This is a genomic window from Flavobacteriales bacterium, assembly GCA_016713875.1.
Taxonomy (GTDB): domain Bacteria; phylum Bacteroidota; class Bacteroidia; order Flavobacteriales_F; family PHOS-HE28; genus PHOS-HE28.
In genome coordinates this window covers 564164-578679 of record JADJOI010000003.1, presented here as the reverse complement: position 1 = coordinate 578679, position 14516 = coordinate 564164, and the positions used below count along the sequence as shown (strand labels likewise).

Genomic DNA, 14516 nt, shown 5'->3' with positions numbered 1-14516 from the left:
CACACGACCACCCAAAACCGACCTCATGCGTTCCACGATCCTCCTCCTTCTCCTGGTCTGCGCTGCTCCGTTCGCGGCCAGCGCCCAGGTGTTGCCCATCGGTACCATCGGCAACAACAACAACAACACGAGCTACGTCTACCCCAATCCCTTCGACAACGTGCTGAACGTGGCGCTGCCGGTGCAGCAGACGCCGATGTGCCGGATCGAGATCAAGAACAGCTTCGGCGATATCGTGATCGCCCAGGTGCTTCCATGGACCCCTGTGGTATCCGTGAACACGTCGAACCTGCCCATCGGGGAGTACTACTTCCGGTTCTACTCCGAAACCCAGGCCCTGCTCATCAATCAGCTGGTGTCGAAGCGCGGACGGACCATCCGTCGATAAGCGCCGGACATCCTGAATGAACAAGGGGGGCAATGCCCCCCTTGTTCATTCATCGATGCACGATCCCGTATATCTTTGTCGCCCTTCCGCGGAGACCTCTCCCACGGAAGGCCCCTGCCCAGGTGGTGAAATTGGTAGACACGCTACTTTGAGGGGGTAGTGGCCGAAAGGCTGTGCTGGTTCGAGTCCAGTCCTGGGCACTTGATGATCAAGCCTCGCTGCGAAGCAGCGGGGCTTCTTCGTGCGCGCCCGGACCGAACATGTTCGAGCGAGCACCCGCACGGAAAAGCCCAGGACGCCGGTGAGCTATCGGACCTCTTCGCGTCTACCGGGATCCGACCATCAGGGTCCGCACGGTCTTCTCATGGGTCCGGTGGACCAGCGCTCATCCTTCCTACACTTGGACCGATGAAGCCCTTCAAGGAACTGCTCGTGGTGGAGACTGCCAGCGTGCTGGCCGGACCAAGCGTCGGCCTGTTCTTCGCCGAACTCGGTGCTCGAGTGGTGAAGGTGGAGAACGAGCGCGCCGGCGGCGATGTCACCCGGCGATGGAAGCTGCCGGCCGAAGACCCCGCTTCGACGGTGAGCGCCTACTTCAGCAGCGTGAACTGGGGCAAGGAGCATCGGTTCCTGGACCTTCGGTCCGCAGTGGGGCGAACACGACTGGACGAGCTTCTGCGCATCGCGGACGTGCTGGTGACCAACCATCTGCCCGGGGACGCGGAGAACCTGGGGCTCGACCGGGACCGGCTCCGCAGGCTGAACCCCAGCCTCGTGCACGGCCACATCGCAGGCTTCGCCGACCGGAGCGACCGGCCGGCCTTCGATGTGGTGCTGCAGGCCGAGACCGGCTACATCAGCATGACGGGCACGGACCCGCAGCACCTGGCGAAACTGCCCATCGCCCTCATCGACGTGCTTGCCGCGCATCAGCTCAAGGAAGGGATCCTGCTCGCCTTGATGCGGCGGTCCTCCGATGGCCGGGGCGCCTTCGTGGAGGTCTCCCTGGAGGAAGCGGCGCTCAGCGGCCTGATCAACCAAGCGAGCAACCAGTTGATGTGCGGACATGTGGCCGCTCCCATCGGCACCCTGCACCCCAACATCGCTCCGTACGGCGAACTTTTCGTCTGTCAGGATGGAGGACGTATCATCCTGGCCGTGGGCAGCGACGCCCAGTTCAATGGGCTGTGCGCCGTGCTCGACCTGCATGCGCTGGCAGCGGACGAGCGATTCGGGAACAACCGCGGGCGCGTGATGCACCGCGCGGCCCTGGCCGGAGAGCTTGCCCCCGCCATCGCACGGCATCAGCGGGATGGACTCCTCACCGCACTGCGCGATGCCCAGGTCCCTGCCGGGGCCGTGCGCTCCATCGATGAGGTGATGCGCTCCACGGCCGCGCTGGACATGACCCTTTCATCCCCGATCGACGGGCGGATGACGCACCGCATCCGCGGCAACGCCTTCCGCATCAGCGACCTCTAGGCCGAGCGCTGCCGCGTGCGGAACTGCAGCTGTGCATGCTTCAGGATGGCCAGCAGACGCGCGGCCTCCGCGTCGGTGAGCCCCTTGCCGAAGGCCACCTTGCGGCCCATGGAGGAGAACTGGAGGCGCTCGCCGCCCATCACCCAGAAGCTCTCGTTCAGATGCCACTTCCAGGACCGTTCGTCCCGTTCCAACAGGCCCAGGTCCTGGACATTCTCCAGCGCATGGTCCGCGGCCTTCCCGTAGCCGAGGATGCTGTCCTTGATGGTGAGCACACCGTCCTTCACGCGCCAAAGCTCGAAGCCCTTCAGCCGCCAGACCGCCGATCGACCCACCCGCAGCAGGAAGTAGGTCCAGAACGCCAGGAACACGAACAGGTATTGCCGCAGGTCGCCTTGCGGTTGGCGGAAGGCCTCCACGACCAGCACCACCCCGCACACCAGCCAGGCGAGGGTCCAGGCCACGAGCAGCGCCTCCCTGCCGCGCGACAGGCGTGCACTGATCACCACCGTGGTGCGATCCGCCTCCCGGTTGACGCTGACGCGATCGCTCACTCGTTCCATCAGACCATGGGGGCTCCGCTCACCTCGATGTACAGCGCCTCGTAGCGCGGCAGGATGCTGTGCACGTCGAACGCTTTCGCCCGCTCGAAGGCGCCCTGACGGAACCGTTCGAGCGTGGCCTCGTCCTCCAGGATGGCGACCGCGTGCTCCGCCATCCGGTCCACATCGCCCACCGGGCTCAGCATGCCGCTGATGCCGTGCCTCACCACCTCGGGCGTGCCACCGGTGTCGGTGCTGACCACGGGCACCCTGCACGCCATGGCCTCCAAGGCCGCCAGCCCGAAGCTCTCGCTTTCGCTGGTGAGCACGAACAGGTCACAGCTTGCAAGGATGTCCTCCGGGTCGGTCATCTTGCCCAGGAAGAAGGCTTCATGACAGAGCTCGCTTCCTCGGCACAGCATCTCCACGCGCTGCCGGTCGGGACCGTCACCGATCATCAGCAACCGGCTGGGGATCCGTTCACGCACCTTGGCGAACACGCGCATGACATCCTCGACCCGCTTCACCGGGCGGAAGTTGGAGATGTGCACCAGCAGCTTCTCCCCGTTCGGAGCGTAGCGCTCGCGCAGCCTGGGGTCGGGTGCCGCGTACTGGTCCGTGCACACGAAGTTGGGGATCACCCGGATGTCGCGCCCGCCCTGATCGGGGCCCTTCACCGGGAAATGCGCGTAAGTGTCGCGCTTCAGGCTCTCGCTCACCGCGGTCACGGCATCGGACCGTTCGATGCTGAAAGTGATGACGGGCTCGAAGCTCGGGTCGCGGCCCACCAGCGTGATGTCCGTGCCGTGCAGCGTGGTGATGAACGGCAGCCGGATGCCCTGGGAGGCCAGGATCTGCTGCGCCATCCACGCAGCGCTGGCATGCGGGATCGCATAGTGCACGTGCACCAGGTCGAGCCCCTCGTAGCGCGCCACATCCACGATCTTGCTGGCGAGCACCAGCTCGTAGGGCGGATAATCGAACAGCGGGTAGTCGCTCACGCGCACCTCGTGATAGAACACCTGGCCCTGGTGGTCGCGCAGCCGCACGGGGCGGTCGTAGGTGATGAAGTGCACGGTGTGCCCCTTCTGGGCGAGGGCCAGGCCAAGCTCGGTGGCCACCACGCCACTGCCGCCGAAGGTGGGATAACAGACGATACCGATCCGCATGTGATACGCCGGCATGGTCGCTCAGCCATCCGGGGGTGCAAAGGTGCGGTTCCCGGGGCCCGACGCCAGCCTCAATCTTCGACCTGATCCATCGCCAGCTTGAAGCAATCGCAGCCGAGGGCGTCGTCCACGAAGTGCTTCAGCAGCCGCATCTCCCCGGTGGCCTGCTGCCGGCCCGCCCGTGCCAGCAGGAACAGCACCACCGCCCCCACAGCCCCCACCGGCAACGCCCAGAAGCCCCAGCCCATATGGCCCAAAGAGACCTGTGCGAAACCCAGCGTGGCACCCGTCATCGCCAGCAGGCTGAGCACGATGTAGCCCGCACTGAAGAGCATCCAGATGCCCGGGGAAGGCCCGATGAGGCAGCGCACCAAGGTGCCTTCCGGCCGCACCTCCAGGTTGATGTCCATCTGCGGCGTCCAAGCGTGCGTGCGCCTGCTCGGAAAGCTCAACACCAGATGGTCGTCCGCGTTCTTGAGCCAGAGCTCATGCGGGTTCGCGTCCCGCAGGCGCGCACCGATGCGCTGGACCACCTCCGCCTTGGCCAACGGGGTGGTGAACCGGAACCGGGGACGGAACTCGAGGACGCTCATGTCCGTGAAGATGACCTTCCCGCACCGCTCATGGCCTGATCGAGGTCAGCCTTCGGCGCCCGCCGCACTTGCCCTTTCTTTGCCGCACATGCGGCGTCTTCTCATCAAGAACGCGAAGGCCCTGGTGGGCGTCCATCCCGTGGGCACCACCCGGGTGGGCGGGCGGTCGATGGCCTCCCTCCCGGTCATCGAGGACGGATGGCTCCTGGCCGAGGATGGGCGCATCTCCGCCGTGGGGCGCATGGCCGACTGGCCCGGGGTCACCGATTGGAATGATCTGACCGTGATCGACGCCACGGGCCGGCTGGTGCTGCCCGGCTGGTGCGATCCGCATACCCATGTGGTCTTCGCCGCTCCGCGGGAGGAGGAGTTCGTGGACAAGATCCGTGGCCTCAGCTACCAGGACATCGCCGCTCGCGGAGGAGGCATCCTCAACAGTGCGCGCGCGCTGCGCCTGATGTCCGAAGAGGCCCTCTTCGAACAGGCCTCCTCCCGGCTGCACGACATGATGCGCCAGGGCACCGTGGCCGTGGAGATCAAGAGCGGTTACGGATTGAGCGCGGAGAGCGAGTGGAAGATGCTCCGCGTGGTGAAGCGGTTGAAGGAGACCCTTCCGCTGCACATCAAGGCCACGCTGCTCGCGGCCCATGCCCTGCCCCCGGAGTTCGCCGACGACCGCCAGGGCTACGTGGGCATGATCGTCGACGAGCTGATCCCCCAGGTGGCGAAGGAAAGGCTGGCCGATTTCGTGGACGTGTTCTGCGAGACGAACTACTTCACCGTCGAGGAGATGGAACGGATCCTGGAGGCCGGTGCGGCGTATGGACTGCCGGGCAAGGTGCACGTGAACCAGTTCACCAGCCTGGGCGGCATCGCCGCTGCCGTGCGCCGAGGCGCCCTCAGCGTGGACCATCTTGAAGTGATGGAGCCCTCGGACCTGGATGCGCTGGAGGGCGCCGGCACCATCCCCACCCTGCTGCCCTCGTGCTCCTTCTTCCTGCGGATCCCCTACGCGCCCGCACGTGCGCTCATCGAGCGGGGCTGCGCCGTGGCCCTGGCGAGCGACCACAACCCCGGCAGCACGCCCAGTGGCAACATGAACCTGGTGCTCTCGCTCGGGTGCATCCAGCTGCGCATGCTGCCCGAGGAGGCCGTCAACGCCGCCACGCTCAATGCCGCCGCCGCCATGGGGCTGTCGCACGAGCTCGGCAGCCTCACCCCGGGCAAGCGCGCCAGCCTGCTGATCACCCGTGAAGTGCCCTCCTTGGCCTACCTGCCCTACGCCTTCGGCACCGATCACCTCGACACCGTCATCATCGATGGAACACCCGTCCGGTCCGGAGACACCCTTGCCTGAGGACCGCCTCGACCCCGAGCTGTCGATGCCCCCTGGACTGCGCTTCGCGCGCGGCATGGGCATCTTCCTCATCGTCTTCACCACGTTCTTCCTGGTCCAGACCGGTGTGTTCATCGCACACTGCCGCACGGTGACCCCGGCGCTCCAGGAACTGGCCCTCTCCGACCTGTTGCAGGACCCGGCGCTGGTGGACGCCATGCAGCAGCAGAGCACGAACGGTGCGGCCATCGCCAAAGCGAGCCTCTGGAGCGGCCTGGCCGCGTTGCTGCTCCTGCTCCTGTTGGTGGGCCAGTGGGTGGGACCGCACCTGGGCCGCTTCCTCGGGCTCCGCGTCCCCACCTGGCGGGCCGCCCTCACCTGGAGCGCCGTCTTCATCCTGGTGGCGGCCGCCCAGGAAGGGCTCAGCCATCTGTTCCCGGTGTTCACCACCGACTTCATGGCCCAGGTGGTGCGCACTGCGCACGATCCGGTGATGCTCGTGCTGGGCATCGGTGTACTGCCGGCCCTGTTCGAGGAGGCGCTTGTGCGCTGACTGCTGTACGGTTCGCTCCGGCAGATCGCCGATGAACACCTTGCCGTGGCGCTCAGCGCGGGCACCTTCACGCTGATGCACATGCAGTACCCGGCACCGATCCTGCTGCTCGTGCTGATGCTCGGGGTGGTGCTCGGCTATGCACGCTCACGCACCGGGTCCATCTGGGTGCCCGTGGGCCTGCACATGCTGAACAACCTGGTGAGCCTGGCGATCGCGTGATCACCAGCGCACGTGCACGAACAGCGCCGGAAAGCCCACCCCCACCCGCCACGGCTGGGCCCAGGCCTCCACCTCCGGGGCCGTACCGGTGATGGCACTATCGACCAGGAAGCGCCACCGAAGCTGCACCGGCACGCGGGCCTCCAGCTCGATCCGGTGCCCCAGCTTCCAGCTCATCGCCAGCGCCGCCTCCAACCCGAGGTTGCCCCAGACGTCCCGCCGATCGCCGTTCAACCGGCTCGTGTAGCCGGGGATCTCCACCAGCACGCAGTCCGTGCATGGCACCGTGTCCGGCGTCAGGCCCGTGGCCGTCCGCAGGGCCTGCTGGCGCTCCACCCCGAGAACGAGGGAGAACCCGGCGGAGGGGGCGAAGACCCTGTCGCGATGCTGGACCACGGCCCCCACGCGCATCGCATGCACCTGCTCGCGGGCCACGATGTGCTCCTGTTCGAACGTGAGGCTGTCCACCACCACCAGCACATCGCGGGGCTCCTCCCAACGGTCGTTCACATGCCCGTAGCCCACCCGCCACGCCACATCGCCCCACGCCCACCGCTGGAGGGCCGCATCCAGTTGCAGGAAAGGGAGCGCATCATCGGCGGCGATGACGCTGCGGACCGGCCCCACCAGGTCCACGGAAGCGGACCATCGCGGCTCTGCGGGCAGGGCCGGCTCCTGGGCCGAGGCGACCGTGGCCACGAGCATCCCGGCCCACGCTGCGCGCTTCATGGCGGACAAGGTAGCGGCCCGCTAGCTTTGCGGCCCCTCATCCGATCCCATGCAACGACCCCTCATCGAATGCGTCCCGAACATCAGCGAAGGGCGTGACCGTGCCAAGATCGACGCCATCGTGGCCGCCGCAGCCGCCGTGGAAGGCGTGCGCGTCCTCGACGTCGACCCCGGCAGGGCCACGAACCGCACGGTGATCACCTTCGTGGGGGAGCCGGGCCCCGTGTGCGAGGCGGCCTTCCGCCTGGTGAAAAAGGCGCAGGAACTGATCGATATGCGCGGCCACCGTGGGGAGCATCCCCGCTTCGGCGCCACGGACGTATGCCCGCTGGTGCCCATCAGCGGCATCACCCTGGATGAACTGGTGCCCTACGCGCAGCAGCTCGGCGAGCGCATCGGCACAGAGCTCGCCATCCCCGTGTACCTGTACGAGCGCGCTGCAAGCGAGGAGAAACGCCGCAACCTGGCCAACAACCGGGCCGGCGAGCACGAGGGCCTGCCCAAGAAGCTCGTGGACCCTTCGTGGAAGCCCGACTTCGGGCCGGCCGCCTTCACCGAGAGCGTGGCCCGAAGTGGTGCCATCGCCGTGGGCGCCCGCAAGCTGCTGGTGGCCTACAACGTGAACCTGAACACGACGAGCACGCGCCGCGCCAACGCCATCGCCTTCGACATCCGCGAAGCGGGCCGTGTGAAGCGCGAAGGCGACCCGCTCACCGGCAAGCCCGTGCTCGATGCGAACAGTGCCCCGGTGAGCATCCCCGGCAAGCTCAAGTGCGTGAAGGGCATCGGCTGGTTCATCGAGGAGTACGGGATCGCCCAGCTCTCCCTGAACCTCACCGACATCGACGTGACGCCGATGCACATCGCCTTCGATGAAGCGTGCAAGAGCGCTGCGGAACGGGGCATCCGGGTCACCGGCAGTGAGCTCGTGGGCCTGGTGCCCAAGCAGGCCCTGCTCGACGCGGCCGACTTCTTCCTCCAGCGCCAGGAACGCAGCCTCGGCATCCCCGAGCGCGAGAAGGTCAAGCTGGCCGTGAAGAGCCTCGGCCTCGATGACCTGGCCCCCTTCGACCCGGAGAAACGCGTGATCGAATACCTGCTCGCGGAGGCGAAGGACGAGCGGCTGGTGCGCATGGACCTGAAGCGCTTCAGCGAGGAGACGGCGAGCGAAAGCCCGGCGCCCGGCGGTGGCAGTGTGGCCGCCTACTGCGGCGCCCTGGGTGCGGCCCTCGGCACCATGGTGGCCAACCTGAGCGCGCACAAACGGGGCTGGGACGACCGATGGGCCGAGTTCAGCGCGTGGGCCGTGAAGGGCGAGGCCTACCGCCAGGAGCTGATCCGGCTGGTGGATGAGGACACCAAGGCGTACGACCGCATCCTGGCCGCGATGGGCCTGCCGAAGGATCCGCCGGAACAGGCCGCGGCGCGAAAGGACGCGATCCGCGAGGCCACCAAAGGGGCGATCCTCGTGCCCCTCCGCACCCTGGAGGTGTGCGTGGAGAGCATGGAGGTGATGAAGGCCATGGCCGAGAAAGGCCTCAAGGCGAGCGTGAGCGACGCGGGCGTGGGCGCCATGTGCGCACGAACCGGTGCGCTCGGTGGTTACCTCAACGTGCGCATCAACTGCGCCGGGCTGGACGACGAGGCGTGGAAGAAGGAGGTCCTGACGAAAGCGGATGCGCTGAAGCGCCGGGCGGAGGAGGTGGAGGCCGTTGTGATGGCCCTGGTGCTGGACAAGGTGTAGACGCGGACAACACACTGGTGCTCACGGACGTATAATCCGTGAGATGGTCCATCTTTACCGGGTGGCGCACAGGAACACGCGGCATTGGCTGCGCAGGGCGGTGTATTTCTTCCCCCTGCAGCTGCTCGTGCTCCACTTGAAGAAGAACCACCTGCTGCTCTTCTTCTGGCTGGTGCTGTGGGCCTACGTCACCGGCAACCTCGGCCAGAAGTACGGTATCCCCTACCTCTTCCTCTACCCCGAGTACATGGGGGCCGTGACCCCCTGGGGCTTCCTGCTCAACGGGTTCGCCCTGGGCGGTTTCATCACCGCCTTCAACCTGTACAGCTACACCATGCACGCGTACCGGTTCCCGTTCATCGCCACGCTGAGCCGGCCCTTCCTGAAGTTCAACATCAACAACGCGGTGATCCCGGTGGCCTTCACCCTCACCTACCTGTGGTGTTCGGCCCGGCTCCAGTTCACCAAGGAGCTGGTGCCACCCGCCGAGGTGGCCTTGAACCTGCTGGCCTTCCTCATCGGCCTCTTCCTCTTCCAGCTCATCTCCCTGGCCTACTTCACGCGCACCAACACCGACATCGTGAAGATGACGGGCCTGCGCCCCGAGGAGTACCGGCCCGAGGAGCATCCCGCCGACCCGCCCGGTCCAATGCCGCCCATCCCCCCCATGCGCACCGAGCAGCGCCGCGCCACGCGCTGGCTGCGCCGCGAGCAGCGCACCCGCAAGTGGCATGTGGAGACCTACCTCGTGCCGCCCTTGCGCATCGCCCTGGCGCGCAGCAGCCGGCACTACGACAAGGACCTTCTGCGCAGCGTGCTCTGGCAGAACCACATCAACGGGTCCATCTTCGAGGTCATCGTCATCATCAGCTTCGTGGCCCTTGGCGCGTTCGCCGGAGTGCGCTTCTTCGAGATCCCCACGGGGGCCAGCGCCTTCCTGCTCTTCACCATGCTCCTCATGGTGCTCAGCGCGCTCTATAGCTGGTTCAAGGGATGGACGTTGACGGTGGTGGTGGCCGCGGTGGTCGTCATCAACCTCATCAGCCTGCGCACGGAGGCCTTCCTCTACGACAGCCAGGCCCATGGACTGGACTACCTCGTACCGCCCGCCCCCTACGGCCGGGATGCGCTTGCCCGGCTGGCATACGACACCAGTGCCGTGCACCGCGACCGTGCCGCCATGGAGGGGATCCTTGACCGATGGTATGCGAAGAACCTCGCGTTGACCGGTGACAGCCTGCCCCCGCTCGTGATCGTGAGCACCAGCGGCGGTGGCCTGCGCAGCATGTTGTGGACCTATCTGTGCATGCGCGAGATCGACAGCCTGGTCCAAGGCACCCTGATGACGCGCACGGCCATGATCACGGGCTCCTCCGGTGGGGCCATCGGCGCGGCCTACTACCGCCAGGCGGCCCGGAACGCCGAGGAGGGCGGACCTTCCGTGCACGACCCGGGCCATGTCTCCAACATGTGCACGGACATCCTGAACCCGGTGGCTTTCACCCTGGTGACGAACGACATGTTCATCCGCTACCAGCGTGTGAGCGACGGAACCCGGCTGTATACCCGCGACAGGGGATTCGTGTTCGAGCAGCGCCTGAACGAGAACACCGGGGGGCTGCTCGACGTGCGGCTCGACCAACTGGCGGAGGACGAACGCGAAGCCCGCATGCCGTTGTTCATGGTGGCGCCCACCTGCATCAATGACGGTCGTCGCCTGCTCATCAGTGCACTGCCTGCGGCGCACCTCACCACCAACGCGCCAACGGCCTCGATGCACTACAGGCCCGAGCCGGAGGCGGTGGAATTCCGCCGCCTCTTCGCCACGCAGAGCGCAGGGGACCTCAAGCTGACCAGCGCGCTCCGCATGAGCGCGACCTTCCCCTACATCACCCCGGTGGTGACACTGCCCAGCGAGCCGCCCCTGAGGGTGATGGACGCCGGCATCCGCGACAACTACGGCTTCCGCACCGTCGGTAGCTTCCTGCGCGAGCATCGCGCATGGATCGCACGCCACACCCGCGGGGTGGTGATCATCCAGATGCGCGACAAGCAGAAGGAACTGGAGGTCCGGGAAGTGAGCGCTTCGCTGCTGGGCCGACTGCTCGACCCGGCCCGCAACGTGTATGGCAATTTCGTCCGCGTGCAGGACCAGGACTACGACCAACTGATGCAGGAACTGAGCACCTGGTCGGCGGTGCCCGTGCGGGTGGTGGACCTGCAGCTGCGGCATGACGAGCGTGACGAGATCAGCCTGAGCTGGCACCTCACCGCCGTGGAGAAAGGCCAGGTGCACCGCGCGCTGCGCAGTGCGGAGAACCGCGGAGGATTCTCCGCGATCAGGGAAGCCCTGCAGGTGCCCCCGCACGCCATCGAGCTCACCGAAGTTCCGCCGCCTGGACGTAGGTGATCAGTCCCGGAAGGGGATCGGCCAAGGTCCGCGTGAGGGATAGGCCCTGCGCGGCCAAGGCCACCGACAGCTCCTGCTGAAAGCCCGCCGCCACGGAGCCCACGGCACGCAGCTCCCAAGGACCGAGCACACGCACGACCTCGGCCGCGAGCGCTCCGAAGCGATCCGCCAGCAGCTGCTGCACGTAGGGCTCGTCACGAACGGCGAGCAGCCGCTTCACGGGGGCGGCGATCGTCGCTGCGGCGCCGGGCCGACGGTATACCGCCTCGATCACATCGGCCAGCGCGAGGTGGTCACCGAACACCACCGACCGCACCCGTGAGGGCATCCGTCCCCTGAACGCATCGCGCAGCAGCGCTTTGCCGATGTCGGCCCCGCTGCCCTCGTCGCCAAGGATGTAGCCCAGGGACGGAATGCCCGTGGCCAGACGTTCGCCGTCGTAGTGCGCAGCGTTCATGCCGGTGCCCACGATGAGGATGCGCCCGGGCCCGGTGCCCCACATCGCACGTGCCGCCCCCAACAGGTCGCCTTCCACATGGATCACCGAGTCCGGGAACAGCACGGCCAGCTCGTCCGCAAAGCGCTTGGCCCGTTCACCGGTGCCGCAGCCCGCCGCATGCACCATCACCTTCTCCACGGCACCGAGGCCGGTGGCTGCTGCCCGCAGCCGGTGCATCAGGGCCGTGGGATCCCCGGAGGCCGCATTGTACCCAGGCCACGGGCCGTCATCATGGAGCAGCCTCGGCGACCCCGCACCCGACACCGCCCACCGGGAGGAGCTGCCGCCCACATCCCCGATCAATACCAAGCCCATGGCGGCAAGGTAGAAACGCCGCTCAGGCCTGCGCCGCGCTGAAGAGGTACCGGTTCGGGCTCGTGAACCCTTGCTTCACGGCGTACATCACGAGCGCCGCAGTGCTGTTCACCCCGACCTTCTGCATGATGTTCCGCCGGTGCGTGGTGACCGTATGGGCCGAAACGCCCAGCTGGTCGGCGATGCGCGTGTAGGAGAGCCCATCCGCGATCAAGCGCACGATCTCGCACTCGCGGGGGGTGAGGGTCACCGGCGCGCAGATGAGCTCCTGCCCGGAGAGCTGCTCCACCGTAAGCGCGGAACGCTCCAACGCCGCCAGCACCTTGCCGCAGAAGAAGCGAGCGCCATCGGCCGTGTCGAGCACGGCGTTGATGATCTCCGCCCGGTCGCAGTCCTTGCGGATGTAGCTGGACACCCCGCTGCGCAGGGCGTGCGCCAGCACCACCGGTGACGGATCGTACGTGATGGCCACGAAGCGGGTGCGCTTGGCGCCCTTCAGTGCTTCCCGCACCGCGTCCGCACCCAACGCGGCGGCGGTGTGATCGATCAGCACCACGTCCGGGCGATCGCGACGAACGGCCTCCACCAGCGTTCGGGCATCCCGCACCTCGCCCAGGAGGTCCACACGGGGTACGTCGGTGAGGATCGCACGCAGCCCGGCCAGGGCCAGGTCCTCATCATCCGCCAGGAGGGTCTTTACACGCATCGGTCCGCTCTGTTTAGATTCGTTCTAAACAGCGCCAAAGGTATCCGGCGACCGGCTTCAGCGACCGAAGGAGTTGTCCACGATCGATCGTCCGATCGGATAGCTACGCCCCTCCTCGCTCAACGCCACGCGGGGGAAGACCTCCGAGGCCTCCAGGAGCAAAGGTGCCGGATCCTTGTAGCGCGAGGAGAAGTGGCCCAGGAGGAGCGCCCCGACACCGGCATCGCGGGCGATCGTCGCGGCCTCCGCCGCCGTGCTGTGCATGGTCTCGCGCGCCCGTGCCGCCAGGTGGCGGGTGAACGTGGCCTCGTGGTAGAGCAGGTCCACGCCCCGCACCCAGTCCACGAGCTGCGGGTGGTGCGCCGTATCCGAACAGTAGGCATAGGCCCGCGGGGGAAGCGGATCGAACGTGAGCTCAGCGTTCGGGATCACCGTTCCGTCCTCGCGCTGAAGGTCGGCGCCGTTCTTCACGGCGGTGCGGAGGTAGTGCGGGATATCGGTGATGCGTTCGGGGCGGAGACGGCGGGGACCGGGCCGTTCACGGAACAGGAAACCCGTGGTGGGCAGGCGATGCCGAAGGGGCAGTGAGGTCACCGTCAGGTGGGCGTCCACAAGCACCTCATGTGGTGCATCGTCGGCCATCGGATGGAAGCGGAGCGGGTAGCGCAGCCAGGTGGCCGAGGCCTGTAGCTGTAGGTCGATGATGGGCTTGAGGAGGGGAGGACCATGCACATGGAGCTCTCGTGTGCGACCCAGCAGGTGCATCGTGCTCAACAACCCCATCAGGCCGAAGTAGTGGTCGCCGTGGAGGTGGCTGATGAACACATGGCCGATGCGCATGAAGTTCAGGCCGGCCATGCGCAGGCGCTCCTGGGTCCCTTCACCGCAGTCCACCAGATAGAGCGACTCCTCACGCCGCACCACCTGGGCACTGGGCGACCGGCCCTGTGCGGGCAACGCGGCCCCCGTGCCCAAAGGGATCACCTCAAAGCGCATGCGCCTCATGGAAACACGGAGCCCCGTCGGTGAGGACGGGGCTCCGGGAATGCATGATCGACACGGTCAACGGCTCACCACCATGCGGCCGGTGAAGCTCGTGCGGCCGGTCTCCAGCTTGTAGAGGTAGAGCCCGTCCTGCAGGCCTTGGGCGTTGAGCACATACCGATTGAGCCCTGCCTTGCCCGCCACACGCAGGGACCGCACCTCGGCGCCCAACAGGTCGAACAAGCGGATGGTGACGCTGCCCGGCTGGGTGAGCTGGAACTCGATCGTGGTGCGCTCCATGAACGGATTGGGCACGTTGCGCACGCCGCTCAGGGTCATCGTATTCTCCACCAGGCCCACTGTGTTCGGCCCGATCACGATGCTGTAGCCCGAGAACGGATAGTCCACCGGGACGGGATTCCCCAGCAGGTTCGCAAAGGCCGTCACGTTGATGGTCAGCGGGTATACGCCTTCCGCGGTGGGCGTGCCCTCGATGGACCCGCAGCCCAGAATACCCGTGAGGTAGGTGCACTGCGCTCCCGTCTGCGAGTTGCAGTTGACCACCAGTCCGGGAGGAAGGCCTGCGATGTTGTTCAGACGCACGCTGTCCAGCGCCAGGCCGGCGAACTGGGGATCGATCTCACCTGCATCCTGGGGCACGATCATGTTCAGCGTGTCCGAGTAGAACACGTTCACCACGCCCGCCGCGAAGTTCTCGGTGGTGTCCGGCCACACACCGAAAGAGCTGTCGGCGTAAAGGGGGTTGGGGATGCACTGCGCCGACGCGGCGGAGGCGGTGAGGACCAGGGAAAGGGAGAGTAGGGTGTGCTTCATGCGTTGTCGG

15 protein-coding genes and 1 tRNA gene are annotated in these 14516 nt (G+C 66.8%); 8 read left to right on the top strand and 8 right to left on the bottom strand.

Translation table 11 applies throughout. The features are described from left to right. Nucleotides 1-25 precede the first annotated feature (25 nt). The 3 genes from IPJ87_03860 (at nucleotide 26) to IPJ87_03850 (ending at nucleotide 1870) form a co-directional block, all read left to right on the top strand. Nucleotides 26-388, top strand: a complete 363-nt coding sequence (locus IPJ87_03860; protein MBK7941002.1) for a hypothetical protein — start codon at nucleotides 26-28, stop codon at nucleotides 386-388. A gap of 116 nt (nucleotides 389-504) precedes the next feature. Then, a tRNA-Leu gene (locus tag IPJ87_03855) sits at nucleotides 505-588 on the top strand. A gap of 208 nt (nucleotides 589-796) precedes the next feature. Continuing rightward, nucleotides 797-1870 carry a CoA transferase gene (locus tag IPJ87_03850; protein ID MBK7941001.1) on the top strand — a complete coding sequence of 358 codons (1074 nt, stop codon included), beginning with the start codon at nucleotides 797-799 and terminating at the stop codon, nucleotides 1868-1870. Here IPJ87_03850 and IPJ87_03845 read toward each other — a convergent pair. The 3 genes from IPJ87_03845 to IPJ87_03835 all read right to left on the bottom strand — a co-directional run bounded on the left by IPJ87_03845 (nucleotide 1867) and on the right by IPJ87_03835 (nucleotide 4174). Continuing rightward, nucleotides 1867-2433, bottom strand: a complete 567-nt coding sequence (locus IPJ87_03845; protein ID MBK7941000.1) for a hypothetical protein — start codon at nucleotides 2431-2433, stop codon at nucleotides 1867-1869. The genes IPJ87_03850 and IPJ87_03845 overlap by 4 nt on opposite strands. Next, the gene (bshA, locus tag IPJ87_03840) at nucleotides 2433-3581 is read right to left on the bottom strand and encodes an N-acetyl-alpha-D-glucosaminyl L-malate synthase BshA (protein ID MBK7940999.1); all 1149 of its coding nucleotides are present in this window, start codon (nucleotides 3579-3581) and stop codon (nucleotides 2433-2435) included. Before bshA ends, IPJ87_03845 begins: the two co-directional genes overlap by 1 nt. Before the next feature lie 71 nt (nucleotides 3582-3652). Next, nucleotides 3653-4174, bottom strand: coding sequence for a hypothetical protein (locus tag IPJ87_03835; GenBank protein MBK7940998.1), 522 nt, complete (start codon nucleotides 4172-4174; stop codon nucleotides 3653-3655). An 88-nt stretch (nucleotides 4175-4262) separates the two neighbouring features. On the opposite strand from IPJ87_03835, the gene IPJ87_03830 reads away from it, so the two are divergent. Genes IPJ87_03830 through IPJ87_03820 form a run of 3 tightly spaced genes read left to right on the top strand, consistent with a single transcriptional unit; the run spans nucleotide 4263 to nucleotide 6285 of the window. Continuing rightward, the gene (locus tag IPJ87_03830; GenBank protein ID MBK7940997.1) at nucleotides 4263-5531 is read left to right on the top strand and encodes an imidazolonepropionase; all 1269 of its coding nucleotides are present in this window, start codon (nucleotides 4263-4265) and stop codon (nucleotides 5529-5531) included. Continuing rightward, nucleotides 5494-6063: a hypothetical protein gene (locus IPJ87_03825; GenBank protein ID MBK7940996.1), complete on the top strand. Its 570-nt coding sequence runs from the start codon at nucleotides 5494-5496 to the stop codon at nucleotides 6061-6063. Before IPJ87_03830 ends, IPJ87_03825 begins: the two co-directional genes overlap by 38 nt. A gap of 45 nt (nucleotides 6064-6108) precedes the next feature. Further along, the gene (locus IPJ87_03820) at nucleotides 6109-6285 is read left to right on the top strand and encodes a CPBP family intramembrane metalloprotease (protein MBK7940995.1); all 177 of its coding nucleotides are present in this window, start codon (nucleotides 6109-6111) and stop codon (nucleotides 6283-6285) included. On the opposite strand, the gene IPJ87_03815 is transcribed toward IPJ87_03820, so the two are convergent. Beyond that, nucleotides 6286-7014, bottom strand: coding sequence for a hypothetical protein (locus IPJ87_03815; protein MBK7940994.1), 729 nt, complete (start codon nucleotides 7012-7014; stop codon nucleotides 6286-6288). 49 nt (nucleotides 7015-7063) lie between these two features. Here IPJ87_03815 and ftcD point away from each other — a divergent pair, with 49 nt between their 5' ends. Both ftcD and IPJ87_03805 read left to right on the top strand, forming a co-directional pair. After that, nucleotides 7064-8758 carry a glutamate formimidoyltransferase gene (gene ftcD / locus IPJ87_03810; protein ID MBK7940993.1) on the top strand — a complete coding sequence of 565 codons (1695 nt, stop codon included), beginning with the start codon at nucleotides 7064-7066 and terminating at the stop codon, nucleotides 8756-8758. A 43-nt stretch (nucleotides 8759-8801) separates the two neighbouring features. Continuing rightward, entirely contained in the window at nucleotides 8802-11168 is a 2367-nt protein-coding gene (locus IPJ87_03805; protein ID MBK7940992.1) for a patatin-like phospholipase family protein, read from the top strand. Here the strand turns inward: IPJ87_03805 and IPJ87_03800 are convergent. From IPJ87_03800 to IPJ87_03785, 4 genes are all read right to left on the bottom strand, one after another. Next, complete coding sequence (locus IPJ87_03800; protein ID MBK7940991.1) at nucleotides 11137-11844, bottom strand: hypothetical protein; 708 nt, start codon at nucleotides 11842-11844, stop codon at nucleotides 11137-11139. The genes IPJ87_03805 and IPJ87_03800 overlap by 32 nt on opposite strands. Before the next feature lie 160 nt (nucleotides 11845-12004). Further along, nucleotides 12005-12688 carry a response regulator transcription factor gene (locus tag IPJ87_03795; GenBank protein ID MBK7940990.1) on the bottom strand — a complete coding sequence of 228 codons (684 nt, stop codon included), beginning with the start codon at nucleotides 12686-12688 and terminating at the stop codon, nucleotides 12005-12007. A 57-nt stretch (nucleotides 12689-12745) separates the two neighbouring features. Further along, a complete protein-coding gene (locus tag IPJ87_03790; GenBank protein MBK7940989.1) occupies nucleotides 12746-13684 on the bottom strand; it encodes a ribonuclease Z in 939 nt (312 codons plus the stop codon). A gap of 66 nt (nucleotides 13685-13750) precedes the next feature. After that, nucleotides 13751-14506, bottom strand: a complete 756-nt coding sequence (locus IPJ87_03785; GenBank protein MBK7940988.1) for a T9SS type A sorting domain-containing protein — start codon at nucleotides 14504-14506, stop codon at nucleotides 13751-13753. Nucleotides 14507-14516 lie beyond the last annotated feature (10 nt).

Bases quoted from the DNA above. Each gene is read 5' to 3' on its own strand.
- IPJ87_03860 (MBK7941002.1), top strand. From the start codon at position 26: ATGCGTTCCACGATCCTCCTCCTTCTCCTGGTCTGCGCTGCTCCGTTC.
- IPJ87_03850 (MBK7941001.1), top strand. From the start codon at position 797: ATGAAGCCCTTCAAGGAACTGCTCGTGGTGGAGACTGCCAGCGTGCTG.
- IPJ87_03845 (MBK7941000.1), bottom strand. From the start codon at position 2,433: ATGGAACGAGTGAGCGATCGCGTCAGCGTCAACCGGGAGGCGGATCGC.
- bshA (MBK7940999.1), bottom strand. From the start codon at position 3,581: ATGCGGATCGGTATCGTCTGTTATCCCACCTTCGGCGGCAGTGGCGTG.
- IPJ87_03835 (MBK7940998.1), bottom strand. From the start codon at position 4,174: ATGAGCGTCCTCGAGTTCCGTCCCCGGTTCCGGTTCACCACCCCGTTG.
- IPJ87_03830 (MBK7940997.1), top strand. From the start codon at position 4,263: ATGCGGCGTCTTCTCATCAAGAACGCGAAGGCCCTGGTGGGCGTCCAT.
- IPJ87_03825 (MBK7940996.1), top strand. From the start codon at position 5,494: ATGGAACACCCGTCCGGTCCGGAGACACCCTTGCCTGAGGACCGCCTC.
- IPJ87_03815 (MBK7940994.1), bottom strand. From the start codon at position 7,014: ATGAAGCGCGCAGCGTGGGCCGGGATGCTCGTGGCCACGGTCGCCTCG.
- ftcD (MBK7940993.1), top strand. From the start codon at position 7,064: ATGCAACGACCCCTCATCGAATGCGTCCCGAACATCAGCGAAGGGCGT.
- IPJ87_03805 (MBK7940992.1), top strand. From the start codon at position 8,802: ATGGTCCATCTTTACCGGGTGGCGCACAGGAACACGCGGCATTGGCTG.
- IPJ87_03800 (MBK7940991.1), bottom strand. From the start codon at position 11,844: ATGCACCGGCTGCGGGCAGCAGCCACCGGCCTCGGTGCCGTGGAGAAG.
- IPJ87_03795 (MBK7940990.1), bottom strand. From the start codon at position 12,688: ATGCGTGTAAAGACCCTCCTGGCGGATGATGAGGACCTGGCCCTGGCC.
- IPJ87_03790 (MBK7940989.1), bottom strand. From the start codon at position 13,684: ATGCGCTTTGAGGTGATCCCTTTGGGCACGGGGGCCGCGTTGCCCGCA.
- IPJ87_03785 (MBK7940988.1), bottom strand. From the start codon at position 14,506: ATGAAGCACACCCTACTCTCCCTTTCCCTGGTCCTCACCGCCTCCGCC.